This window comes from Shinella sp. M27 (assembly GCF_049199905.1).
Taxonomy (GTDB): domain Bacteria; phylum Pseudomonadota; class Alphaproteobacteria; order Rhizobiales; family Rhizobiaceae; genus Shinella.
Map to the genome: position 1 here is coordinate 21509 of NZ_JBLZPK010000017.1, position 22586 is coordinate 44094.

Here is a 22586-nt window from a genome sequence, read left to right on the forward strand (position 1 = left end):
GGTCCGTCCGTGAGGCCGTCGTGCCGGCGGGAGCCGCGCGTCGAACAACCCCTGTCGAGGGGCTCCGCTCAGCGGCAGACGCGGACGTGTTTGATGATCAGGTTGCCGTAATAATCGTAGGACGTCACCTTCTTGACGAAGCAGTGCGGCTGGTAGCCGTAGCTGTAGGAGCCGGCCTGCGAGGGGGCGGCGAAAGAGGAGACCGATGCAAGGGCAACGGCGGCGATGAGGAGGATGTTGCGCATGGTCTGTTCCCTTCGGGGTCGGTTGCGGATGGCTCGTTGCATCCAGTGACCGGACCTTCGCATGACGGGATTTTGCGCGCTGTTCCGCACGGAACAGGGTTTTAGCGCAGCGTCTGCGTCCAAACCTTGACCGTCTTTGCCATGGTGGCGAGGTGGTCGGCGGCGGAAAAGCCGGAGAGGCTTTTGCGCGGTTTCAGGTCGTGATCGCCGTCCTCCAGCCAGAGAATGCGAATACGCTCCGGCAGGCCGTAACCCGGCACCTCGTCCTTCGTTCCAAAAGGATCGCGCGTGCCCTGGCAGATCAGCGTCGGCACCTTCAGGTCCATCAGATGAGCGGTGCGCAGCTGCGCCGGCTTTTCCGGCGGGTGGAAAGGATAGCCGAGGCAGAGAAGGCCTGCGGCTTTGCCGTCCGCATGAAGCGTGTCCGCCACCATACTGGCCACACGCCCGCCCATCGACTTGCCGCCGATCACCAGCGGCCCCCTGGCGCCGAGCGCTGCGACGGCGGCTTGGAATTCCGGGTTCAGCGTCTCCGCCTTTGGCGGTGGCTTGCGGCTGCCATCGATCCGGCGTGCGGCCATATAGGAGAACTCGAAGCGGGCGATCCGCAAGCCTTCGGCAGCGAGCGCGGTGGCCGCGGCATTCATCGCCGCCGAATCCATCGGCGCGCCGCTGCCATGGGCGAGCAGCAGGGTGACGGGCCCATCCTCAGGGCCATCGAACAGGAAAGGCTGGTTCATTCCGTCGTCATATCCGTCGGGCCGGCGATCGCTTCACTTGGCATGGTCCTTCACCTCGCCGGGCGCGATCGGATCGCTGGCGGGAAATGTCTCTTCCAGCGCCTCTTCGAGATAATCGTCCTGTTCCGCCTTTGCGGCCTTGTCCTGCTGCTGGGCGCGCTCCTTTTCGAGCGAGGCTTTCGGGCTGTCCTTTTCCGTGGCCATTGTTTTATCCCGGGTTGTTTCCCCTGAAAGATAGGGAGTTTTTCGCAAAGGGCGAGAGGTCAGGTCTCTGGCATGGCAAGTTCGACGATGACGGGCAGGTGGTTCGAGCCGAAAGCCGGGCCGACGCGGTGGCTGCGCACCGAAATGTCGGGCGAAACGGCGACATGGTCGATCGTGGCGCCGATATAGGCGAGCCAGTCGAGCTTCAGGCTGAAGCGCGTGACCGGCTGCAGCCAGCCGCCTTCGGTGGAGGCGAGGCCGGCCTGGCGCAGGAAGCTGCGATAGAACGGCGACCAGGTCGGCGTGTTCCAATCACCCGCAACGATGACGGGCGCGCGCTGGAGATCGCCCTTCACCGCATCGGCCGCGGCGGAAAGATAGGCGTTGCGGTCGCGCCACTGCCAAAGCCGCCGCGGGGTCTCGGGATGGAAGGCATAGAGGAAGAGTGGCTTGCCGCGCATGTCGAGCTCGAGCCGCAGCGGCTGCTTGTAGGCCTTCGGCTCGGTGAAGGCGCGCTTCAGCTCGGTTTCCGCGCGGATCGGCAAGGTGGAATAGACCTTGATACTGTCGCGCGACAAGGCCTCCGCCCCGCTCTCGTAGCGAAAGAGGCCGGCTTCGGAAAGAGCAGCCGCCCATCGTCCCGTCGTCTCCTGCAAAACGACGATATCGGGTTTTTCCCGCCGCAGCAGATCGATGAAAACGGCGGGATCTTCCGGGTTCTGCACGAAGAGATTGGCGGTCAGCACCTTCAGGCCGCCGCCGGCCGTGGAGGGGCGGGCGGTTGGCACGTCGAAGGCGGGAATGAGGGCGACGGCAAGGCCGGCAAGCGCGATCACGATCGCCTTCACCCGTCGCGTGACGAGCGCCGCAACGACCAGCAGCACACCCGATGCCACCGCATAGGGCCAGGCGAAGGTGAGCAGATCGACCAGCCAGAACCGATCGGCGGCAAGCACGACGATGCTGACGGCGAAGAGATAGGCGAGGACGCCCGGCAGGACGAGGACGCGGTAAGCCATGGCAATCGGCCCCCGGCGCGGCGCTGTCAGCATCGACTGTTCCCTCTGCATCACGGAATTCGGTTCAGCACGATTCCCGTAACGGGAGGCTAGCATGTAGCCTGTGCATCCATGCGCTGCAATGACAAGGTGCCACGCCGACGCACAGTGCGGAGACAGTCAGTTGTCTCCTAGAAAATCAACTTAGTGCTGCTAGGTCTTTGCGATGCTATCAATTGAGCGAGGTATCAATGGATCGTACAAAGACTCAATTTAAGTTCGCCCCGGTCCTGACTAATCCAACATAGGCGGCACCTAATCGTGTATCGAGTGCCCATATAAGCTTTTGTGTTCGACAAGCCTGTATGGATCGATTTATCCCTATTGTATTTTATTAAAAACCTAAATTGTAGAGCGCGGCCAAAGACAGATATCTTGAGATACGTCTGTTTGCAATTTACGTTACGTCAAATGGACGGACAGTCGAAGGATCGAATCGATGGCAGAGCGTGATGAAAAGATTGACCCAGAGCTCATCGGGAATATGCGTCAGGTTGCAAGTAAATTAAAGGCTTTGAAAGTCCCTCCATCGCAAGGACTTCAGATAATTCGTGAATACGTTATAGATTATACCGAAAAATCTAACGTAGCTGCATCCTTAAAAAAGGGGTCGTGAGCCGTTCTTTTTGTGTTTTCTTTTGCTCCTTCGCTGATTTCCTGAACCAACATGTCAACAAGATAGGGAACCATTTTGTAACGTAGGCCAAGTTTCTTTTTGATTGCCGCGAGATGTGACATCGCGACATATTCATCAGCGTCCATATTCTCATTATCATTCGAAAACGGTGTTACCTGACCCATTGCCAATCTCCCGATTCGTGACAGTAATTAGTATTACATATTTTTATGTTGTTGCAACTTTAAGGATTGTTTTTCTTTTGGGTGCCCTATTGAGGGGAAGCACTCAAATGCTCGCAATCGACGAACTCCACCGTAGAGCGGAGATGCATCAAAGCTCCATTGCGATATGAGTCTCTGATACGGCATTAATGAATGCTATCCTTCTGAGAGCACTTGGACGGTCAGCACTCAGCGTCGGTAGGATACCGACCTCGCTCATCTTAAATGATTGTAGTCCTGCTCGTTGCTTAAAATATTCAGTGTGTTTTGTGCTTCAAAGGCACGAAAATCTCAAAAAAATACCCCGGCCGAATGCCGGGGTATCATTCAAATCACAAGACGGCTTGAAGTGCCTCAGCTGCACCCGCTCGTTGCGCCGCAGGTATCGCACTTCTCACAGGTGCCATTCCGCACCATCGTGAAGTTCTGGCACTCCGAGCACATGTTGCCCGTGTAGCCCTGCGCGATGGAGCGCATGCGGCGTTCGTTTTCGATCTTCTTGGCGTCGGCCTTGGCGCTTGCGGCTTCGGCGGCGGCCTTGTCGGAGAAGAGGGCGGTGATGCCTTCGGCTTCCTCGGCAGCGTCGTCGGCCACTTCCTCGGCCAGTTCGGCGGCGCGCTCCTCGTAATCGCGCTTGAAGGCGACGATTTCGTGGGTGCTGGCTGCGACGGTCGGCTCCAGCTTGCGGGCGGCGTTGCCGGCGAAGGCCGTCACGTTGCCGCTCGAGGCTGCCTTGGCGGGAGCGGCGGTGGCCGCACCCTTCGGCTCGGAGAGCTGACGCTCGGTCTGGCCGCCCTGGATGAGCGTCGGCTTGTGGCCGCGCGTCCAGCCGGTCGAGAACGGATTGGTCTTGCCTTCCTGGATGCCCTTGCCGAGTGCAGTGTTGGAGAAGTCCGACTGGTCGACATGCGCGAGGTCATGGCGGCCAAGATAGGAGACGGCAAGTTCGCGGAAGACGTAGTCGAGGATCGACGTGGCGTTCTTGATCGCGTCGTTGCCCTGAACCATGCCGGCCGGCTCGAACTTGGTGAAGGTGAAGGCCTCCACATATTCTTCGAGCGGCACGCCGTATTGCAGACCCAGCGAGATGGCGATGGCGAAGTTGTTCATCATCGCACGGAAGGCGGCCCCTTCCTTGTGCATGTCGATGAAGATCTCGCCGAGGCGGCCGTCACCGAATTCGCCGGTGCGCAGATAGACCTTGTGGCCGCCGACGACAGCCTTCTGGGTGTAACCCTGGCGGCGGTTCGGCAGCTTTTCGCGGTCGCGCGAAACACGCTCGATGATCTTCTCGATGATCTTTTCGGTGACCGTGACGGCCTGGGCGGCAGCGGGGGCTGCGACCAGCGCCTCGATGGCATCGTCCTCGTCCTCTTCGTCCTCGATCAGCGAGGCGTTAAGCGGCTGCGAGAGCTTGGAGCCGTCGCGGTAGAGAGCGTTGGCCTTCAGCGCGAGTTTCCAGGAGAGCATGTAGGCGTTCTTGCAATCCTCGACGGTCGCCTCGTTCGGCATGTTGATCGTCTTGGAAATCGCGCCCGAGATGAACGGCTGGGCCGCCGCCATCATGCGGATGTGGCTTTCGACCGAGAGGTAACGCTTGCCGATCTTGCCGCAGGGATTGGCGCAATCGAAGACGGCCAGGTGTTCGGCCTTGAGGAAGGGCGCGCCTTCCAGCGTCATCGCACCGCAGACGTGTATGTTGGCGGCCTCGATCTCCTTCTTCGTGAAGCCGATATGCTCCAGCAGGTTGAAGGACATGTCGGAGAGCTGCGCGTCCGAAACCTTCAGCACATCCTTCAGGAAGTCGGCGCCGAGCGTCCACTGGTTGAAGGCGAACTTGATGTCGAAGGCTGCCTTGAGACCGGCGCTGACGGCCTCGATCTTCTCGTCGGTGAAGCCCTTGGCCTTCAGCGAGCCGGGGTTGACGGCCGGTGCCTGGTTGAAGTTGCCATGGCCGACGGCATAGGCCTCGATCTCGGCGATCTGGCTTTCCGAATAGCCGAGCGTGCGCAGGGCTTCGGGAACGGCGCGGTTGATGATCTTGAAGTAGCCGCCGCCGGCGAGCTTCTTGAACTTCACCAGCGCGAAGTCGGGCTCGATGCCGGTCGTGTCGCAGTCCATGACGAGACCGATCGTGCCGGTCGGCGCAATCACGGTCGTCTGGGCGTTGCGGTAGCCGTGCTTTTCGCCGAGCGCGACGGCCTTGTCCCAGGCGGCCTTGGCGTGGACGATCAGGGTCTGGTCCGGGCACTCGTCATGAATGAGGGCGACCGGATTGACCGAGAGAGCCTCATAGCCGGTGGTCTCGCCATAGGCGGCGCGGCGGTGGTTGCGCATGACGCGCAGCATGTTGTCGCGGTTCGGCTCGAAATTCGGGAACGGGCCGAGCTCGCTCGCCATTTCGGCAGATGTTGCGTAGGAGACGCCCGTCATGATCGCGGTGAGCGCGCCGGCGATGGCGCGGCCTTCCGTCGAGTCGTAGGGGATGCCGGAGGACATCAGCAGGCCGCCGATATTGGCGTAGCCGAGGCCGAGCGTGCGGTATTCGTAGGAGCGCTCGGCGATCTGGCGCGAGGGGAACTGCGCCATCATCACGGAGACTTCGAGCACGACGGTCCACAGGCGGACAGCATGTTCGTAGTCGGCGATGTTGATGTTCTTCGTGGCCGCATCCTTGAACTGAAGCAGGTTCAGCGAGGCGAGGTTGCAGGCGGTGTCGTCGAGGAACATGTATTCCGAGCACGGGTTGGACGCGCGGATCGGGCCTTCGGCCGGCGAGGTGTGCCAGTCGTTCATCGTCGTGTTGAAGTGCAGGCCCGGATCGGCCGATGCCCAGGCGGCGTAGGAGATCTGCTCCCAGAGGTCACGGGCCTTCAGCGTCTTCATGACCTTGCCGTCCTTGCGGGCGGTCAGGTTCCAGTCACCGTCGTTCTCGACGGCGCGAAGGAAATCGTCCTTCAGCGAGACGGAGTTGTTGGAGTTCTGGCCGGAGACGGTGAGGTAGGCTTCCGAATCCCAGTCCGTGTCGTAGGTCTTGAACTCGAGGTCCTTGTAGCCCTGTCTGGCGAACTGGATGACGCGCTTGATGTAGTTTTCCGGAACCTGGCTCTTCTTGGCAGCGCGGATTTCGCGCTTGAGGGCCGGGTTTTCCGCCGGGTCGTAGCAACGGTCGCCTTCGGCCGAGCAATTGACGCAGGCCTTCATGATGGCCTTGAGGTGATTGGCGACGATCTTCGAGCCGGTGACGAGGGCCGCCACCTTCTGCTCTTCCTTGACCTTCCAGTTGATGTAGGCCTCGATATCCGGATGGTCGATGTCGACCACGACCATCTTGGCCGCGCGGCGCGTCGTGCCGCCCGACTTGATGGCGCCGGCCGCGCGGTCGCCGATCTTCAGGAAGCTCATCAGGCCGGAGGAACGGCCGCCGCCCGAAAGCTTTTCGCCTTCGCCGCGCAGATAGGAGAAGTTGGAGCCGGTACCGGAGCCATACTTGAACAGGCGGGCTTCACGCACCCACAGGTCCATGATGCCGTTTTCGTTGACGAGATCGTCTTCGACCGACTGGATGAAGCAGGCATGCGGCTGGGGATGTTCGTAGGACGACTTGGACTTGGTCAGCTTGCCGGTGAAGGGGTCGACATAGAAGTGGCCCTGGCCGGGGCCGTCGATGCCATAGGCCCAGTGCAGGCCGGTGTTGAACCACTGCGGCGAATTCGGGGCGACGCGCTGGGTGGCGAGCATATAGGCAAGCTCGTCCTTGAAGGCAGCAGCGTCTTCTTCAGATGCGAAATACTTGCCCTTCCAGCCCCAGTAGGTCCAAGTGCCGGCGAGGCGGTCGAAGACCTGGCGGGCATCGGTTTCCGAGCCGAAGCGCTCACCCTCGGGCAGCTTGGCCAGGGCGTCGGTGTCGGGCACGGAACGCCACAGGAAGGAGGGAACGTCGTTTTCTTCGACCTTTTTCAGGCGCGCGGGCACGCCGGCCTTGCGGAAATATTTCTGGGCGAGGATGTCGGCGGCGACCTGGGAGAACTGTGCGGGTACGTCGATATCGGCGAGACGGAAGACGATGGAACCATCCGGGTTCTTGATTTCACTGGTCGCCTTGCGGAATTCGATTTCCGCATAGGCCGACTGGCCGGGTTTGGTGAAACGACGTTCTATGCGCATGTCCGTTGTCCTTTGTGCCGCAGCCTGCCTTCAAAACAGGGCGCAATTATCCCCGACCGGCCGCAATGACATGCAGCCAGCTCAAATTCTCAGTCCGTGCGTGAAACCCGATTGATTACGGGATCCTGTATCTTGCGGTGAGTTTAGCTGCAAACACTAAATATAGTATCAACAGCTTCTTTTTTCCAGTCCCACGGATCGCGATGACGTTTCAGGAAATCCTGCGCAAAAACCCTCGTGCAGCGAGCGGATCATCCACCCGGCCACATGCGCATGGGAACGCGATTTCATGATGAGAACCGACCTCGTAACAATACGGTTCAGCCGCCGCCGCAACTTGGATTTCATTAACCTCATCAGCCCGATTCCCGTCAAGGGCTGGTTTGTGAACGAAGTTTGAACCCTATATGTTGTGCCTGCTGCCTGTGGAAAATGGGGACAGCGCGGGATGCCTGAAAAATCAGCGGCTTCCGGGCGAAAGGTGAGGTGGCGGGACATGCCGCTGTGGAAAAGCGAAAAAAATCACAGGTGAAAATGCGGGTTTTTTTGACACCCCGACTTCAAGCAATAGCCATGCGGCGGAACTTGTGATCCGTGGATAAAGTGATTCCCTCCCGCCGCGTCAGAGCGCGTCCAGATTGACGCCGACGGTGACGGCGCCGATGATCTCGCCGTTGCTGGGATCGCGGATGGGCAGGCTTGCCTGCGACTGCATGAGCTGGGTCGATTCGTCCCGCTCCGCCTCCTCGATGTGCACGAGGCCGGCGCCAAAGCTCTTCAGCCATTTGGCTTCGTCGCCCTGCCAGTAGTCGGTGGTGATGTCGCTCTGGCCGACATTGAGGCCGCGATTGTCCATCACGAAGATTTCGGTAATCAGGCCCTCGGCCGCGCGCTGCCGGCCTTTCAGGTAAAGCGAAAGCGGGTTGGAGAGCGTTGCGTCGATCAGCGGCCGTTTCGCACTCAAGAGCTCGGCGCGCCAGCGTGCATCGAGATCCTGGATTTCCGCCTGGTTCAGACGGGAATGAAGAGCGTTTTGGGCGATGACCGCGTTGATGATAGCAGGCTCGGTCAGCCAGGGGCGCACATTGGCCTCGACATAGTCGGCGACGGCGGTGATGCGGATATCCTGCTGCGCGCCCGCCGGCCCGGCCGGGAGTAGGGTGATAATAAGGGCCGCCGCCAATGCCGGCCATCGATAGGGCATGACTGTCCGCGCCTCCCATCACCGATCCGATCGGCGAACATAAGGACTATCTTTTGCAGGCATTGCGGAAAGATTAAGCCGGCGGAGGGACGCGCGCCTTCCGCCGGCTTTTTACGAAAATTCGTCAAATCAACACGTTGCGGCGCAACTCTCGATCGGTTCGCCGCAGCCTGCCGGCACGTCAGCCGCGCGCGCCCTTGGCGATCGGCTCCTGGTAGGTGAAGCCCATATCCCAGGGGAAATAGATCCAGGTGTCCTGGCTGACTTCGGTGACGAAGGTATCGACCAGCGGGCGGCCCTTCGGTTTGGCATAGACGGCGGCGAAATGCGCCTTCGGCAGCATGGCGCGCACCTGGGCGGCGGTCTTGCCGGTGTCGGTGAGGTCGTCGACGATGAGAATGCCTTCGCCGCCGTTCTGGCTCAGTTCGGGTGCAATGCCCTTCAGGACATGCATGTCGCCCTGCGAGACATAGTCATGGTAGGAGGCGACGCAGACCGTCTCGATGAGACGGATGTTCAGCTCGCGCGAGATGACGGCCGCCGGCACGAGGCCGCCGCGCGTGATGCAGACGATCGCCCTCCATTCGCGGTCGCCATCCGCCAGGCGCCATGCGAGCGCGCGCGCGTCGCGGTGGAACTGGTCCCAGGATACGGGGAAGGCTTTGTCGGGCAGCGACATGACGGGACTCCTGATAGGCGGGAAAAAAGAAGATTCCTTCTCTCTAATGCACTTCGCCCGTCAAGAAAATGATCGCCCGGCTATGGAGACCGGGCGATCCACAGGCAAGTCGCCTTACCGCGACATCAGAACCGGCGCGCGCGCGCCGCGCATCATGGCGCTGGTGACACCGCCGAACAGGCGCTGGCGCAGCCGCGAATGGCTGTAGGCGCCCATGACGATGAGGCCGGCGTCGATTTCCGTGGCGCGACGGTTCAGCGTTTCAGCGACCGAGTGATGCGCCGACGAGCCCGATGCGACGGAAATCTTGATGCCGTGACGGGCAAGCGTGGCGGCGAGTTCCGCCCCGCAATAGTCGGCCGACTGCATGCTGTTGTCGGGCGGATCGATGGTGAAGATCTCGACCTCCTTGGCCGCCGTCAGGAAGGGCAGGGCGTCGAAGGCGGCGCGCGTCGCTTCGCGCGAGCCGTTCCAGGCGAGCAGCACCCGGTCGACCGGCTCGGGGCCGGCCGGCGCGTTGGAGACGAGGTAGACGGGGCGGCCACTCTCATAGAGCAGGTCCTCGATATCCTCGCGGGCAGGGCCGTCCAGATCGGGATCGAACTGGCCGGCAAGCACGATATCGGCAGAGCGCGCGCTGTCGATGACGCCGGCCGAGGCATAGCCGGCAGATCCCGTAAAGAGCCGCCACTCATAGGAGATGTCGTCGCGCTCGCAGCGCGAGCGGAACGCCTGCTCGACGGTCCGGGATTGTTCGCGGGCGCGCTCCTGGAGCTGGAGCACGGCGTTCGGATCCGGATACTCCATCGGCGCGATCAGCGTCACGACGACAGGTGTTTCCGCATGGATGCCGATGACATGTCCACCCGTGCGGCGCGCCAGCGCCAGCGCGTGATCCGTGACTTTCCCGGCGTCCTCGGCAGCACTCAGCACCGCCACGATGGTCTTGTAGGTCATTTCGGCCTCCTGTCTGGTTCTGCGTCAGCATCCCCTCGCCGAGACCGGAAAGCCTTGATTAGGATCAAGACGCGGCCTTGGCCGCGGCGATTTCGGCGATCATCGCCATGATATCACGTTCGGCGGCTTCCGCGGGCGCTTCCGTCCGGCTGCGGATGACGATTTCCGTCGAAAACCGGTTTTCCGAAAAGCGCGGATAGGAGCCGATACTGGTCTCCGGATGGTTCTTCTGGATCGCGGCGAGCGCGCTGCCGATATCGCCTTCGCCGAAGGGCGAGGCGACGGAACGCGAGAGCATCGGCTTGCCGCCCGCAAGCTGCGGCACGACGGTGCCGAGCATGGCGGTAAAGACCTGCGGCACGCCCGCCATTACATAGACATTACCAATATGGAAACCCGGTGCCGTGGAAACGGCATTTTCGATATGCACGGAACCCTCCGGCATGCGCGCCATGCGCTGGCGCGCTTCGTTGAACTCCACGCCGCGCTTCTCGTACATCGCGCCGAGCAGTTGCATGGCGAGCGGATCGTGCAGGCAGGGCACGCCGAAGGCTTTCGAGATCGCATCCGCCGTGATGTCGTCATGGGTCGGGCCGATTCCGCCGGACGTGAAGACATAGGTGTAGCGGGCGCGCAGTGCATTCAGCGCCTCGACGATATCGTCCTCCTCGTCGCCGACGATGCGCACTTCCTTGAGATCGATGCCGGCGAGGAAGAGCATGTCGGCAAGCTGGCCGATATTCTTGTCCTTGGTGCGCCCGGAAAGAAGTTCGTCGCCGATGGCAAGCATGGCGGCGGTGGCGATCTCAGAGGAACTCATGGGTGCTTCCTGGATTTGGTACGGAAATGCCGACCGATCGGGCAGGCATTGTCAATGAGGGGTGAACAGTCTGTCGACCGGGCAGCTTCTGACGCCGCTCCTCCAAAGTGCTACATCCAAGCCGACGCCGCGATCAAGCGGAAAGCCTTTTCGAACAGGAGACGACGATGGCGAAAGTACTGGTCCTCTATTATTCGGCCTATGGCCATATCGAAACGATGGCCTATGCCGTAGCGGAAGGCGCAAAGTCTGCCGGCGCAGACGTGACCGTCAAGCGCGTTCCGGAACTGGTATCGGAAGAGGTCGCTAAGGCTTCCTACTACAAGATGGACCAGAAGGCCGAGATCGCCAAAGTAGACGAACTGGCCGACTACGACGCAATCATTGTCGGCGCCGGCACGCGCTTCGGCACGGTCGCCTCGCAGATGCGCAATTTCTGGGATCAGACCGGCGGCCTGTGGGCTGCCGGCAAGCTGGTCGGTAAGGTCGGCTCGGTCTTCACGTCGTCCGCCACCCAGCATGGTGGCCAAGAATCGACCATCCTCGGCTTCATCCCGACCCTGCTGCACCACGGCCTCGTCGTCGCCGGCCTGCCCTATGCTTTCCAGGGCCAGATGGGCGTTGACGAGATCAAGGGCGGCTCGCCCTACGGCGCCTCCACGATCACCGACGGCGACGGCTCGCGCCAGCCCTCGCAGGTCGAACTGGACGCCGCCCGCTTCCAGGGCGCCCACGTCGCCAAGATCGCGGCAAAGCTTTCGGCCTGACGTTCTCCTGAGACGTCGCTGAAAAAGAGGGTGCGGCCAGCGTCAGGGGCCGCGCCCTTTTTGTTTATCTCCACCGCCGATCGCCTCGGGAAACTCACGAATCGCCTATAGTTTTCTCCTGGCAAGGAGGTGCCGCATGGCTCATTTCAAGGGGGCGAAAATCGCGCTCATCTGCGAGGACCGGCTGATTGCCTATCTCAGGGATGAAAAGGCCGAAATCCCGTTTCCGGGCTGGTGGGATCTGCCGGGCGGCGGGCGGGAGCAAGACGAGACGCCGATTGAATGCGCCATCCGAGAAACCCGCGAAGAGTTCGGCATTTCGATCGATCCCGATTCGATCGTGTGGGAACGTTACTATCCCGGCCAGACGCCCGAGGCACCCGGAACCTATTTTCACGTCGCGCAGCTCACCGGTGGCTTCGGGGACATCGTCTTCGGCGAGGAAGGCCAGCGCTGGGAGATCATGTCGATCGACTATTTCCTGACGCATCCGCAGGTCGTCAGCCATCTGAAGGATCGTCTGCGTCACTATCTTGCAGAAATGGAATAGCGCGGCAGCTTTGAAACGCTGTTGGTGCGGGCGGCGGGGATCGAACCCGCACAGCCAAGGCCGAGAGATTTTAAGTCTCTTGCGTCTACCAGTTTCGCCACGCCCGCATGCGTTGCTTTTCAGGCGCTTAGGTGGAAACGTCAAGAGGATGTTTTGCAACAAGTTCTCTCTGTTTTGCAAAACGACGTTCTATCGCTGTTCCTCTTGCGACTTCCTTTTCCGGTTGAACGCCTGGACGACTTTCGCCTCGTTCTCCACGTGCCGGGTGTAGTGCACCCCCATGGCTTCGATCATGGTCCGGACTGTTTTGCGAACGGTCCCACGATAGCTGCTCTTTTGCTTTCCCCACGGAGCGGTGTGCGGGTCGCCGTCGCTATGGAAGTTCTGGGCGATGCGCTCAACGCTGTCGCCTTCCATCGCCTTCCTGAGGCTCCTTGAACACGACACCGTGCTCTGCCCCGAATGCATATGAGAACCTGTCTTCGGAGGACATCGAGCGCGAAGTGCGATCCTTAGATGGGAACGCGGTCGGTACGACAAATTATGCCTCGACCGCTCCGAACGCTTGGCCGGCAAAGTCGCAGGCGCTTCTTCGCGCGATGTTCGGCAACAACAACATCAATGTCTGGAACGCCGGGTACTCCGGCCGGCGCCTCGCAGACGGTTGGGCGAGGGCGAACTATCGCCGCGCGGTGATTGATAACGCCGCGTATGGCGTCCCTCACATGACGATCATTACGTTCGGCCTGAACGACATCACGCCCGATGGAAGCCAGATCGCCGACTACAATGCTGAAATGCAGCTCCTTGTCCGCGATGTCTTGGCCTATCCAAAGCGACGGCGCTCATGCGCCAGCCACTTCATCTGCTCGCGAAGGTCATGGTCATCGCTGCGTCTTGTTTCGTCGCGGATCGTCATTCGGCAAAAGCCCATGGCTTTACACGCCCGCCGTTCGCTCATCCGATGTTGGTCCACCAGATGCGCGACAGCTTTCCGCCTTGCTGCGGGCGTCACCACTCCTTTCCCAAAAGGTCTTTCAAAGCAGCATTGTCGAGCATCGCATCTGCCAGAAGCCGCTTTAGCTTCGTGTTCTCGTCCTCCAGCGTCTTAAGCCGTTTGGCTTCCGACACGTCCATGCCGCCGAACTTGGCCTTCCATTTATAGATGCTGGCATCGCTGACGCCGTACTTGCGGCAAAGTTCCGAGACCGGCGTGCCGGCCTCGTGCTCCTTCAGAATGCCGATAATCTGTTCGTCCGGGAAACGTGTGCGCTTCATTCTCTGGTCCTCTCAATGGGCCAGAGCTTACTTCAAAATGGATTATTTCAACGGGGCAAGGTCAGCAGCAATCTCTTTGTTCACTCTACTTCTCCTGAATTGTGACCGCGCACTGGCAACGTCCATTAGCGAAGGTGGCGGGCGGCGATTCGTATCGTATCCGGATATGAGCGACTATCTATGCTGCTCTTCTCGGCGCTGTTCTGTGCGGCAAAAGTTGGCGATGAATGTCGTTATTTTCGTAAGGAGATTCGGCGGGATTGGTGGGGCAATGGGCTCTTTCTCAATGAGAGAACCCACGTTGTTGACAGCCGCCGCCAATTCCTGCCGCGCTTTGGCTATTGGGTGTTTGCCCATGTCAATCGACGTTACATCTTTAATCTGCTGTAGGGTTCCTACCCCTGTATTGGCCAATGCTTCGAATTTCGAGGTCTTGTCTAAATCTGCCGTTCTGAGTGAAATTTCGATTTGCGCGCCCTTTGGTGCGATTTTCAATTCGAAATAGATTGACGGATCCGCGACAAAAGGAAAGCGCGCCGAATTCTTCTCTATCAACGATGGTTCAAGCATAAGAGGTAAATCCCATTCCCTTGTCAGGGAGTGCCACTGATGCGCAAAAAATCGCTTATCCGACAGGTCCTGCCGCGTGTAGTCCATCTCGTGCAGCATGTCCATTATAGTAGCTTTTGTCTCGAAAGGCAGGCTCGATGTAAATATATCTAAAAGTGTTCGCGCTTGCTTTGAGTCTTCCAGAACGTTATGTGGGTCAATAGGCCCTCGGTTATCTGAACTCTTGCAATAAAAGCTTAAACTTCCACACTCATTAAGTCCGTATTTAAGTGGCTGAATATTCTTCGCCTTGAGAAAGAACGGAACCTGATCCTTAAAATCTATTTTAGACTTCGAGTTTGTCACGATAAGAAAGCGTGACGCGCCATCAAGGCGGATATGATCAAGATTAATTCGCCCGTAAAACTCCGGAGAACCCAAGTCAATGTCGAACAATTCGCGATAACGACCTGCTGTCGAGTATCTTGTAGCGTAAAATTGAGGGTTCCCGACCATCGCCGTCGCGCCACTCATCTCATTCGCCAACCACAAGGAAGCAAATCCGCCTGAGGAGCTCCCTATAAAATGAACGTCTTGATCGGGTATGCCGTAGTGGTGTTGAACCTTTCGAATTAACTTTAGGACGAGAGGAAGCGCGTGAATTTCTTTTGTCCCAAAGAACCACCCTGGCACCCCCGCAAGATTAAGCGCCTTGTACGTTGGATCTTCAATATTGAAACAGATCCCGTCGAACCAAGAGTGCCAGCCCACCCGATGGAATGCTGTTCTGGTATCTTTACGCCCCGCTGAACTCGGGAAAATGAAGAGTTTCTTTGCCTCTCTTGGTGTGCCGAAGCATTCGAACGTGAGGCCTTCGGTAACCACGTCTAGTCGGCGATCACTTAAGCTGCCATTCCAAGTTTCGAAGTTGCATACCACAGGAGGCGCCGCAATCAGGTCCTTCGGGGTAGCAAGTGACTTCTTTACGCGGTCGTAGTCTGCTGGCGATATTCCGTGAAAAGGGGAATATCCTCCGGCTGAGCGTTCCAAGGCTGCAGTCAATATCATCCCCCTCGCTAACCTAAAAATATTGGCAGTCGGCGCCGTTCTATTTTTTCACGTCCTAGCTGAGGGGCTGGGAACCATCAAGGGTCAGAGCCCTAAGCTTTTGTCAATCTAGGAAATCAATCATGAACCGTAGCGCATTTTATACGTCGGTGCGCCAGCGTGCGTCCGGCGTTTTCGGCACGTCCCCGTCTCAGCTCCAGGTACAGGGCGTAGAGGCCATTCCTGATGAGGCCGAAAGGCGAGGGACCTCGATCTTCCATCTAGCGGCTATCCTGTCTGAGGTTACCACGAGACCGGTGGGCAGATGCAGCCTGTGAAGGAAACTGTCTATGCAAATAGCAAGGACAGGAACCCGTCCGATGCCACAGTCATCAAGCGCCTCGACACGGCTTTTGCCAAGGGGCAACTGACATGGGTCAAAACCCCATACTGGCGCGACGGCTGGTTTGGCAGGGGGCTCATTCAGATCACCCATAAGGCGAACTATGACAAGCTCGGCCTCACCAAGCAGTCGGCGCTTGACCTAAAGACCTCCGTGCGCGCCACATTCGACGGCATGGAGAAAGGTCTCTTCACCGGCAAGAAGCTGTCGGATTACGACTATCTCGTCATCCGGAACTCTGGTGTTCCCGAATACAAATATTACGCCTCCCGCGCCATCGTGAACTGCGACACGGCCGGCAACGGTGCGATGATCGCTACATATGCCAAGGCGTTCGAAAAGGCGCTTCGTGACGCGGGCTATACTGGAAAACTAGCCGGCTTGGCGATCACCCCTAAAGCCTCTGAACCCAGTGTGTTGAGCCCCGAAAATACAGATTTGGGAATCACCCCTTCAGGCCAGATCGCACAAGGCCCAGCCCCCTCCGGCAACTGGCTTTCGGCGCTGCTCGCCCTCATCTTCAGCATCTTCAAGGTACCGAAGACATGAAGTTCTTCAATACAAACCTCCTGCACAATTTTCTGAATGTTGCGTTGGTTGTCATCCCGGCGCTTGAGACCTTCGACTGGACGCCTTTCATGTCTGACCAGACCGCGCTCAAAGTGGTCGGGGTTCTCGGTCTGCTGAAGATCGCGGTCAACGTCCTGCGGGATGGTCCGACGGGCCTCGCATCTCCCCAGCCCCCGGTGGAGAAATGATCGGGCTCTTTGACGGCCTCAAGCTGGCTGCTGGGCGCTTCTCGGCGCTGTGACCGTCTTTCTCGTATCTCTGCCAGCGGCTCGCTCTGAGGCTAGGGCGAGGCTTGTGGCCGAACAGGCGGTTGAAGCGCAACGGCAGGAACTCGAAAGGAAGGGCGACGATGCCAAAATTCAGCGCATGTCTGATTACGATCTCTGCCGCTCTTACCTTGGCGGCGTGCCAGAGTGCGAGTCTCTTAAGCTGCTCCTCATTTGTCCGCGCGAACCTATCGCCGGCAGGAACGATTGCCCTGCTCCAGGCTGATCGGCCGGCGGCAGAGCGTGTGATTGGCAACGACAGAGCCGGCGAGCGAAAACACTGCTGGTGAGAAAGGAAGTGACATGACCGATACCGCAACGAAAACCGCCATTGTTGAACGCGGCGTGAAGGCCCAAGCGCTGGGCGACAAGTACCTAGCTGCGGCTCTGAAGCAGGCCAACGCCTACGCAAAGGTCGTAGAGGACGCCGTGAAGAACGGCTTCTTCACCGACGCGCTCGAGGCCAAGCGGATGCTGGCGCAGGCTCGCACAGTTGCCGGCCAGATCGCAGCAGCGGCCGAATCGCTCGCAGAGCTTCACCAGTCCGGCACGCAGCTTGCCATCGACAATGAGGTTGACCTTGGCTCGGTGTCGACCGTCGGCGGCGTCCCGTTCGTCAAGAGGACCGGCGGGGTGGTAGTTTTCGGCGGGGGTGGCCGATGATCAACCCTTACTCCATCACCCTCGCGACCATGGCGGTATTCGCCGTCATGGTCTCATGGGACGTGCCGTGGGCTCGACTATGGATTGCCACCATAGCGTGGTCCTACCTCGTCTCGTCCATGACATGGGATGCGATCGGCCATGAAGCCCATCGCTTCCATTCCTTCGTCACCATGTTTTGCGACTGCGTGGTTTGCCTCATCGTCTACCATGCCGCCAGAGAACGGTGGGAAATCTGGCTCTACCGATTGTTCCTTGTCTCGGTCTTTTCAAGCGTCATCCGTCTGGCCGGGTGGCTCGACACCAATATCCTCTATGCCTCACTTCTCGAAATTATAAATGCGTTGGCATTCATCATGATCTCGGGCGTGGGCATCCAAGACAGGATTGCTCGCCATGGACCGTCCAGAGCTTTTCGGCATCGGGTTCGTGGTGGCGGTGTTCCTCGTCTGGCTCTTAGGGCGCCTAGAAAAGCGCCTCCGTGGCACCGCGCATGATCGCAGAAAGCGCGATAGCTAAAACCGTTGGGACGCTCCTAGCCCTCGTATTCATCCCGCCTAAGACCAAGAAGGGGTTCTTCCAGCGATCCATAACCGCGCTCATAGTCGGATGGGTGTCTGCTCCGTTTATCGCCCCTTGGCTTGTTGCCCATACCTCAATCCCCCCGGATGGGATTTGGGCGTTGGATCTGGAGCCGTGGGGGCGTTCTGCTCTTGGTGGGGGCTCGGTCTGGTGAAGCGCGCTTTGGAGAAGTTTAACCCTTCCACCTGAAACATATCGAAATGCAAAAGCCCCCGCCTGTCCTTCGTGGATGGTCGGGGGCTTTTTTGCGTTCAAGGGTCAGCTTTCCCTCAGCCGCCGCGGTAGGCCATCCGCATCTAGCGGCCCTATGTTCCGCGCCACTATCGCCGGGCGCTCTCCGCTTCGCGTCAGCCCCTCGTTGTACCAGTCCTCGACGGCCTTAGCCGCTTCCCAGGCTTCCACGGTGCGACCGGTATCGGGCATCGGCCGTACGGAACGTTCCCCACTCCGAACACCCGCCGCTCCACATGAACGTGCCGCGCTTCAGGCTCGTCTTTCCCTCGACACCCGGCCTATATAGAAGCCATCGTGGAACGCCGACCAGTCCTCTTTCTCGAGGTTGAGTACGGTCAGCACCCAGCGGTATTTTCGCTTCCATGGGCGTTCTGTCATGGCGCGGAGATGAGGCGGCGAGGAGGAAGAGTCAAGGGGCGACAGGACGCTCAAACGCGACAAAAGCGTTTTGCAAATCTCATTTTGTTCTATCGATTTCGATAGCTTACAGCGAAGGCGTTTGCGAGTAACATGCAACGAAATCAACACGCTTGTGTGATTTTAAGTCTCTTGCGTCTACCAGTTTCGCCACGTCCGCATGCGTTGCTTTTCAGGCACTTGCGTTCTGACGTCAAGGTGGTGTCGTGACCACCTCGACGAAAATCGCGGGACCCTTACTTGCTCGGCTTCACCAGCGAGATGACGCGCGGCTTGGAGGGGGCGTCGAGCCATTCGATCCAGGTGTCGCGTTCCTCGATCGTGTCGAAGAAGCGCCAGAGCTTGAATTCGTCGTCGGTGGTTTCGAGCATTTCGCCGATGGAGACGAGCTCCATGGGCAGCGTCACCTCGTTGCCGTCATAGCGGATGAAGTAGATGCCTTCGGCGGCGAGGCGGATGACCTGGCCGGTGCCGTAGCTGCCATCGGGATCATCGACGGTGAAGTACATGCCGGTCAGCGTGTCGAAAACTTTGTCGTTCATGGGGTCCAGTGCAAATTCTCGGGAGCGCGTGGTTTCGCAAACTCTGATTTACCGGACTGCACCGGTTCGTCAATCCGCATGCTCGAGCAGCAGACCGGAAATCCGTGTCATTGCCTTGGGGGATTTTCATCCCCCAAGGCGAAAGGTTCAGCCGAAGGCGTTGAACACGAGGAAGAACAGCGCCGAAATCGCCGCGGCCGAGGGCAGCGTGATGATCCAGGCCCAGACGATGTTGCCGGCAAGGCCCCAGCGCACGGCGGAGACGCGGCGGGCCGCCCCCACGCCGATGATGGCGCCGGTGATCGTGTGGGTCGTGGAGACCGGGATGCCGAGCCAGGTGGCGCCGAAGAGGGTGAGCGCGCCACCGGTCTCCGCGCAAAAACCCTGCATCGGGTTGAGGCGGGTGATCTTCGAGCCCATCGTGTGCACGATACGCCAGCCGCCCATCAGTGTGCCTAGCGCCATGGCGGCCTGGCAGGAGATGACGACCCAGAAGGGCACGTAGAATTCGCCGCCGAGATAGCCCTGCGAATAGAGCAGCACGGCGATGATGCCCATCGTCTTCTGCGCATCGTTGCCGCCGTGGCCCAGCGAATAGAGCGATGCGGAGATGAACTGCATGACGCGGAAGGTGCGGTCGACGGCAAACGGCGTCTGGCGCACGAAGAGCCAGGAGACGATGAGCACGAGGACCAGCGCCAGAAAGAAGCCGATCATCGGCGACAGGAATATGGCGCTCGCCGTCTTGATGAGGCCGCTCCAGACGACCGCGCTGAAGCCGGTCTTCGCAAGGCCGGCACCGACGAGACCGCCGATCAGGGCATGCGAGGAACTCGAGGGGATGCCGAAGATCCAGGTGACGACGTTCCAGATGATCGCGCCCATCAGCGCCGCGAAGATGACGAGCGGGCTGACGATGCCGGGATCGATGATGCCCTTGCCGAGCGTTTCGGCGACATGAAGGCCGAAGAACAGGAAGGCGATGAAGTTGAAGAACGCCGCCCACATCACCGCATATTGCGGGCGCAGCACGCGCGTCGAGACGATCGTGGCGATCGAGTTTGCCGCATCGTGCAGGCCGTTCAGGAAATCGAACAGCAGCGCGATACCGACAAGCGCGATCAGCAGCGGAAGGGCGAGGGTCGCGTCCATCAGACGTTCTCGATCACGATACCGCTGATTTCGTCCGCCACGTCCTCGAAGCGGTCGACGACCTTTTCGAGTTCGGCATAGATCTCGCTGCCGATGATATAGGCCATCGGGTCGGTTTTGCCGAATTCCTTGAAGAGGGCCTTCACGCCCTGGTCGTGCAGCTCGTCGGAACGGCCTTCGACGCGGGTGACTTCCTGGGCGATCGCACTGAGGCGGTCGGCATGCACGCCGACCTTGTCGAGCAGCGGGATGGCCTCGGCGATGAGATGCGCGGCCTTGACGACGGTGGCGCCCATTTCCTGCATGCCGGGCTGGAAGCTCGTCTGCTCGTAGAGGCGGATGGTCTTGACCATCTTGTGCATCATGTCGATGGCGTCATCCATCGACTGGATCAGGTCCTTGATGTCGCCGCGGTCGAAGGGCGTGATGAAGCTGCGGCGCACGGCGAGCAGGACTTCGGCCGTGATGGCGTCGGCCTCGTTTTCCAGCGCGACGATGCGGTCGCAGTGTTTTTCCATATCCGGCCCGCCGGCCAGAAGCGCCTGCAGGGCCTCGGCGGCACCGACGACGGTACGGGAATGCTGCTCGAAGAGATCGAAGAAACGGTCTTCACGCGGCATGAGTTTGCGAAACAGCGAAAGCATGGATGCCCCTTACGTGGCTGGGGTTGTCATGCGGCTGTCATAATTGAGCAAGCACGCGCTGGAAAGCGCTGATTCGCCGCTTGTCACAATTCTCTTGGTGTTCGGTAAACGCCTATTGGACGATCTTGAACGGCTGCTCGCTGATGGCGACGGCACCGCTTGCGGCATCGCGGAAGCGGTAGCGCAGCACATAGTCGCCGGCGGGTGGGCCGCTCAGATTCAGCGTCAGCTTGGCGAAGATTTCCTGGTTGCGCACGGTTCCCTTGAAGTCGAAGGAGCCGAAGGCCTTCTGCTCGGCCAGCACCGTGCCCTTTGGATCGAGAAGTTCCAGATCGACGGTGAAGTGCGATTCCAATGCACCGTCCTTGCCTGGCCGCCAAGTCAGGCCGACGGGTTCGACATAGGAGATCAAGGCTTCGCCGACCTTGAAGCTCGATTCGGGCCGCGCCGTGAACATGCCGTATCCCTCGGGCGGGGTCGAGACGAAGACGGCCTTGCCGATGGAGAAGGGGAGCGTGGCGGCAAAGGCGCCGTAGGCATCGCGGATCGTGTTGTGCGCGCCGACCGTATCACCGGCGGCGGCCTGTTCCTCCGCTTTCTTCGCCGCATCGGCAAGCGGGCCGGCGAGGGCGGACGCCGGTATCAGCGCAGCGACAAAGAGCATGCGCAACAGGGACTTCGACACGACCATACACTCAACCTCCAGCCCGATGGCCGCAGGATGCGAAGAAGCGTGACAACAGTCAACTCTTCCAGAAGAGTGGGGTTAATATGACGAGGACCGTGAGGATTTCCAGGCGCCCGAGCAGCATCAGGAACGACAGCAGATAGAGGGCCGCATCGTGGAAGCCGGCAAAGGAACCGGCCGGGCCGATCGCCTGCGTGACACCGGGACCAACATTGGAAAGCGACGTCGCGGCTGCGGAAAGCGCCGTCAACACATCATAGCCCATGAGGCTGAGCAGGATTGCGCCGAACGCCGAGAGCGCCACATAGGTGATGAAAAACAGGAAGACGCTGCGCTGGAGGTCGACATCGACGGTCATCGGCCCGTAGCGCACGGCATGGATGCCGTCGGGATAGATCAGGCGGTAGAGGCCGGTGCGGATGAAATTGAAGAGGATGATGAGGCGATAGGCCTTCAGGCCGCCCGCCGTCGAGCCGGAGCAGCCGCCCATGAAGGTGGCGACGAAGGCGAGCGCCACGATGAAATGGCCCCATTGGGTATAGTCGTCGCTGGCAAAGCCGGTCGTCGAGAGGATCGAGGAGACGGTGAAGAAGGAATGCGCCAGCGCTTCGTGGAAATCGACGCCGTTCTGCAGGCGCTGGAAGACGCTGGCTGCGATGGCGAAGAGGGCGAGATAGCCGAGGAAGACGCGGATCTGCGGATCGCGCCAGGCATCGATGCGCCCGCGCACGACGAAGAGGATGAGCACCGAGAAGGGCAGGCTCGACAGCGTCATGAAGAAGGTGGCGGCCCAGAGCAAAGGCAGGCTCTTGAAATAGCCGAAGGAGGCGTCGTGGGTGGAAAGCCCGCCCGTCGCGACGGTCGACATGGCATGGTTCAGCGCATCGAAGCGGCTCATGCCGAGCGCGGCATAGACGATGGCGCAGATCAGCGTGATCGCGACATAGATGGCGAGGAAGGCGCGCGTATAGCTCGCGATGCGGGCGAAGGGCTTGTCGGCCGTATCGGAGGATTCGAGCTTGAAGAAGGACATGCCGCCGACGCGAAGGTACGGCATGATAAAAAGACCAAGCGCCAGAATTCCGACACCGCCGAGCCAGTGCAGCAGCGAGCGCCACATCAGGACGCCGGGCGGCGCGTGATCGAGGCCGACGATTACGGTGGAGCCTGTCGTGCTGATCGCCGAGACCGATTCGAAGAACGCCTGCGAGAAGGTGAGGTCGAGCGACGACAGCCAAAGCGGGATGGCGCCGATGATGCTGCCCGAGAGCCAGAGCATGTTGACGACGAGAAAGCCCATGCGCTTGTTGAAGGGCGGCG

Annotated in this window: 23 protein-coding genes, 1 tRNA gene and 1 pseudogene; 6 read left to right on the plus strand and 19 right to left on the minus strand. The window is 59.9% G+C overall.

What is annotated here, in order from left to right:
• Positions 1-68: 68 nt before the first annotated feature.
• The 10 genes from ACOZK4_RS07165 to ACOZK4_RS07210 all read right to left on the minus strand — a co-directional run bounded on the left by ACOZK4_RS07165 (position 69) and on the right by ACOZK4_RS07210 (position 10914).
• Positions 69-245 (minus strand): hypothetical protein, encoded by a 177-nt coding sequence (locus tag ACOZK4_RS07165; RefSeq protein WP_313528581.1) that lies wholly within the window; start codon positions 243-245, stop codon positions 69-71.
• Between the two features lie 101 nt (positions 246-346).
• A complete protein-coding gene (locus ACOZK4_RS07170) occupies positions 347-985 on the minus strand; it encodes an alpha/beta family hydrolase (RefSeq protein WP_421591268.1) in 639 nt (212 codons plus the stop codon).
• 33 nt (positions 986-1018) lie between these two features.
• Positions 1019-1189 carry a hypothetical protein gene (locus ACOZK4_RS07175; RefSeq protein ID WP_199564261.1) on the minus strand — a complete coding sequence of 57 codons (171 nt, stop codon included), beginning with the start codon at positions 1187-1189 and terminating at the stop codon, positions 1019-1021.
• Positions 1190-1248: 59 nt separating this feature from the next.
• Positions 1249-2241 (minus strand): endonuclease/exonuclease/phosphatase family protein, encoded by a 993-nt coding sequence (locus tag ACOZK4_RS07180; protein ID WP_421591270.1) that lies wholly within the window; start codon positions 2239-2241, stop codon positions 1249-1251.
• A gap of 573 nt (positions 2242-2814) precedes the next feature.
• Positions 2815-3048 (minus strand): hypothetical protein, encoded by a 234-nt coding sequence (locus tag ACOZK4_RS07185; protein WP_421591271.1) that lies wholly within the window; start codon positions 3046-3048, stop codon positions 2815-2817.
• Between the two features lie 393 nt (positions 3049-3441).
• Positions 3442-7254: a vitamin B12-dependent ribonucleotide reductase gene (locus ACOZK4_RS07190; protein ID WP_421591272.1), complete on the minus strand. Its 3813-nt coding sequence runs from the start codon at positions 7252-7254 to the stop codon at positions 3442-3444.
• Positions 7255-7876: 622 nt separating this feature from the next.
• Positions 7877-8458: a hypothetical protein gene (locus tag ACOZK4_RS07195; protein WP_421591273.1), complete on the minus strand. Its 582-nt coding sequence runs from the start codon at positions 8456-8458 to the stop codon at positions 7877-7879.
• Positions 8459-8639: 181 nt separating this feature from the next.
• Entirely contained in the window at positions 8640-9137 is a 498-nt protein-coding gene (gene gpt, locus ACOZK4_RS07200; protein WP_421591274.1) for a xanthine phosphoribosyltransferase, read from the minus strand.
• A 114-nt stretch (positions 9138-9251) separates the two neighbouring features.
• Positions 9252-10094, minus strand: coding sequence for a universal stress protein (locus ACOZK4_RS07205; protein WP_421591275.1), 843 nt, complete (start codon positions 10092-10094; stop codon positions 9252-9254).
• 64 nt (positions 10095-10158) lie between these two features.
• Complete coding sequence (locus tag ACOZK4_RS07210; RefSeq protein WP_421591276.1) at positions 10159-10914, minus strand: competence/damage-inducible protein A; 756 nt, start codon at positions 10912-10914, stop codon at positions 10159-10161.
• Between the two features lie 167 nt (positions 10915-11081).
• Between ACOZK4_RS07210 and wrbA the strand changes: the two genes are divergently transcribed.
• Both wrbA and ACOZK4_RS07220 read left to right on the plus strand, forming a co-directional pair.
• Complete coding sequence (gene wrbA / locus ACOZK4_RS07215; RefSeq protein WP_421591277.1) at positions 11082-11681, plus strand: NAD(P)H:quinone oxidoreductase type IV; 600 nt, start codon at positions 11082-11084, stop codon at positions 11679-11681.
• Positions 11682-11817: 136 nt separating this feature from the next.
• Complete coding sequence (locus ACOZK4_RS07220) at positions 11818-12231, plus strand: NUDIX hydrolase (RefSeq protein WP_421591279.1); 414 nt, start codon at positions 11818-11820, stop codon at positions 12229-12231.
• Positions 12232-12253: 22 nt separating this feature from the next.
• On the opposite strand, the gene ACOZK4_RS07225 is transcribed toward ACOZK4_RS07220, so the two are convergent.
• From ACOZK4_RS07225 to ACOZK4_RS07240, 4 genes and pseudogenes are all read right to left on the minus strand, one after another.
• A tRNA-Leu gene (locus tag ACOZK4_RS07225) sits at positions 12254-12338 on the minus strand.
• A gap of 82 nt (positions 12339-12420) precedes the next feature.
• Positions 12421-12648, minus strand: coding sequence for a hypothetical protein (locus ACOZK4_RS07230; protein ID WP_421591280.1), 228 nt, complete (start codon positions 12646-12648; stop codon positions 12421-12423).
• A gap of 412 nt (positions 12649-13060) precedes the next feature.
• A pseudogene (locus tag ACOZK4_RS07235) lies at positions 13061-13509 on the minus strand (transposase); the annotation flags it as partial.
• Between the two features lie 174 nt (positions 13510-13683).
• Positions 13684-15120: a hypothetical protein gene (locus tag ACOZK4_RS07240; protein WP_421591282.1), complete on the minus strand. Its 1437-nt coding sequence runs from the start codon at positions 15118-15120 to the stop codon at positions 13684-13686.
• A 310-nt stretch (positions 15121-15430) separates the two neighbouring features.
• On the opposite strand from ACOZK4_RS07240, the gene ACOZK4_RS07245 reads away from it, so the two are divergent.
• From ACOZK4_RS07245 to ACOZK4_RS07260, 4 genes are all read left to right on the plus strand, one after another.
• The gene (locus ACOZK4_RS07245; protein ID WP_421591283.1) at positions 15431-16057 is read left to right on the plus strand and encodes a hypothetical protein; all 627 of its coding nucleotides are present in this window, start codon (positions 15431-15433) and stop codon (positions 16055-16057) included.
• A complete protein-coding gene (locus tag ACOZK4_RS07250; RefSeq protein ID WP_421591285.1) occupies positions 16054-16266 on the plus strand; it encodes a hypothetical protein in 213 nt (70 codons plus the stop codon). Before ACOZK4_RS07245 ends, ACOZK4_RS07250 begins: the two co-directional genes overlap by 4 nt.
• Before the next feature lie 381 nt (positions 16267-16647).
• Positions 16648-17007 carry a hypothetical protein gene (locus tag ACOZK4_RS07255; RefSeq protein WP_421591287.1) on the plus strand — a complete coding sequence of 120 codons (360 nt, stop codon included), beginning with the start codon at positions 16648-16650 and terminating at the stop codon, positions 17005-17007.
• Positions 17004-17504, plus strand: a complete 501-nt coding sequence (locus tag ACOZK4_RS07260; protein WP_421591289.1) for a hypothetical protein — start codon at positions 17004-17006, stop codon at positions 17502-17504. Before ACOZK4_RS07255 ends, ACOZK4_RS07260 begins: the two co-directional genes overlap by 4 nt.
• A gap of 972 nt (positions 17505-18476) precedes the next feature.
• Here the strand turns inward: ACOZK4_RS07260 and ACOZK4_RS07265 are convergent.
• The 5 genes from ACOZK4_RS07265 to ACOZK4_RS07285 form a co-directional block, all read right to left on the minus strand.
• A complete protein-coding gene (locus ACOZK4_RS07265; RefSeq protein WP_313528333.1) occupies positions 18477-18782 on the minus strand; it encodes a hypothetical protein in 306 nt (101 codons plus the stop codon).
• Between the two features lie 147 nt (positions 18783-18929).
• Positions 18930-19934 (minus strand): inorganic phosphate transporter, encoded by a 1005-nt coding sequence (locus ACOZK4_RS07270; RefSeq protein WP_313528331.1) that lies wholly within the window; start codon positions 19932-19934, stop codon positions 18930-18932.
• Entirely contained in the window at positions 19934-20578 is a 645-nt protein-coding gene (locus ACOZK4_RS07275; RefSeq protein WP_421591292.1) for a DUF47 family protein, read from the minus strand. Before ACOZK4_RS07275 ends, ACOZK4_RS07270 begins: the two co-directional genes overlap by 1 nt.
• Before the next feature lie 112 nt (positions 20579-20690).
• The gene (locus tag ACOZK4_RS07280; RefSeq protein ID WP_421591293.1) at positions 20691-21269 is read right to left on the minus strand and encodes a hypothetical protein; all 579 of its coding nucleotides are present in this window, start codon (positions 21267-21269) and stop codon (positions 20691-20693) included.
• 52 nt (positions 21270-21321) lie between these two features.
• On the minus strand, positions 21322-22586 hold a 1265-nt coding region (locus ACOZK4_RS07285), incomplete at its 5' end, for a TrkH family potassium uptake protein (RefSeq protein ID WP_421591294.1).

Excerpts from the sequence above, each read along its gene's own strand:
- ACOZK4_RS07165 (WP_313528581.1), bottom strand. The coding sequence starts at position 245 with ATGCGCAACATCCTCCTCATCGCCGCCGTTGCCCTTGCATCGGTCTCC.
- ACOZK4_RS07170 (WP_421591268.1), bottom strand. The coding sequence starts at position 985 with ATGAACCAGCCTTTCCTGTTCGATGGCCCTGAGGATGGGCCCGTCACC.
- ACOZK4_RS07175 (WP_199564261.1), bottom strand. The coding sequence starts at position 1,189 with ATGGCCACGGAAAAGGACAGCCCGAAAGCCTCGCTCGAAAAGGAGCGC.
- ACOZK4_RS07180 (WP_421591270.1), bottom strand. The coding sequence starts at position 2,241 with ATGCTGACAGCGCCGCGCCGGGGGCCGATTGCCATGGCTTACCGCGTC.
- ACOZK4_RS07185 (WP_421591271.1), bottom strand. The coding sequence starts at position 3,048 with ATGGGTCAGGTAACACCGTTTTCGAATGATAATGAGAATATGGACGCT.
- ACOZK4_RS07190 (WP_421591272.1), bottom strand. The coding sequence starts at position 7,254 with ATGCGCATAGAACGTCGTTTCACCAAACCCGGCCAGTCGGCCTATGCG.
- ACOZK4_RS07195 (WP_421591273.1), bottom strand. The coding sequence starts at position 8,458 with ATGCCCTATCGATGGCCGGCATTGGCGGCGGCCCTTATTATCACCCTA.
- gpt (WP_421591274.1), bottom strand. The coding sequence starts at position 9,137 with ATGTCGCTGCCCGACAAAGCCTTCCCCGTATCCTGGGACCAGTTCCAC.
- ACOZK4_RS07205 (WP_421591275.1), bottom strand. The coding sequence starts at position 10,094 with ATGACCTACAAGACCATCGTGGCGGTGCTGAGTGCTGCCGAGGACGCC.
- ACOZK4_RS07210 (WP_421591276.1), bottom strand. The coding sequence starts at position 10,914 with ATGAGTTCCTCTGAGATCGCCACCGCCGCCATGCTTGCCATCGGCGAC.
- wrbA (WP_421591277.1), top strand. The coding sequence starts at position 11,082 with ATGGCGAAAGTACTGGTCCTCTATTATTCGGCCTATGGCCATATCGAA.
- ACOZK4_RS07220 (WP_421591279.1), top strand. The coding sequence starts at position 11,818 with ATGGCTCATTTCAAGGGGGCGAAAATCGCGCTCATCTGCGAGGACCGG.
- ACOZK4_RS07230 (WP_421591280.1), bottom strand. The coding sequence starts at position 12,648 with ATGGAAGGCGACAGCGTTGAGCGCATCGCCCAGAACTTCCATAGCGAC.
- ACOZK4_RS07245 (WP_421591283.1), top strand. The coding sequence starts at position 15,431 with ATGCAGCCTGTGAAGGAAACTGTCTATGCAAATAGCAAGGACAGGAAC.
- ACOZK4_RS07250 (WP_421591285.1), top strand. The coding sequence starts at position 16,054 with ATGAAGTTCTTCAATACAAACCTCCTGCACAATTTTCTGAATGTTGCG.
- ACOZK4_RS07255 (WP_421591287.1), top strand. The coding sequence starts at position 16,648 with ATGACCGATACCGCAACGAAAACCGCCATTGTTGAACGCGGCGTGAAG.
- ACOZK4_RS07260 (WP_421591289.1), top strand. The coding sequence starts at position 17,004 with ATGATCAACCCTTACTCCATCACCCTCGCGACCATGGCGGTATTCGCC.
- ACOZK4_RS07265 (WP_313528333.1), bottom strand. The coding sequence starts at position 18,782 with ATGAACGACAAAGTTTTCGACACGCTGACCGGCATGTACTTCACCGTC.
- ACOZK4_RS07270 (WP_313528331.1), bottom strand. The coding sequence starts at position 19,934 with ATGGACGCGACCCTCGCCCTTCCGCTGCTGATCGCGCTTGTCGGTATC.
- ACOZK4_RS07275 (WP_421591292.1), bottom strand. The coding sequence starts at position 20,578 with ATGCTTTCGCTGTTTCGCAAACTCATGCCGCGTGAAGACCGTTTCTTC.
- ACOZK4_RS07280 (WP_421591293.1), bottom strand. The coding sequence starts at position 21,269 with ATGGTCGTGTCGAAGTCCCTGTTGCGCATGCTCTTTGTCGCTGCGCTG.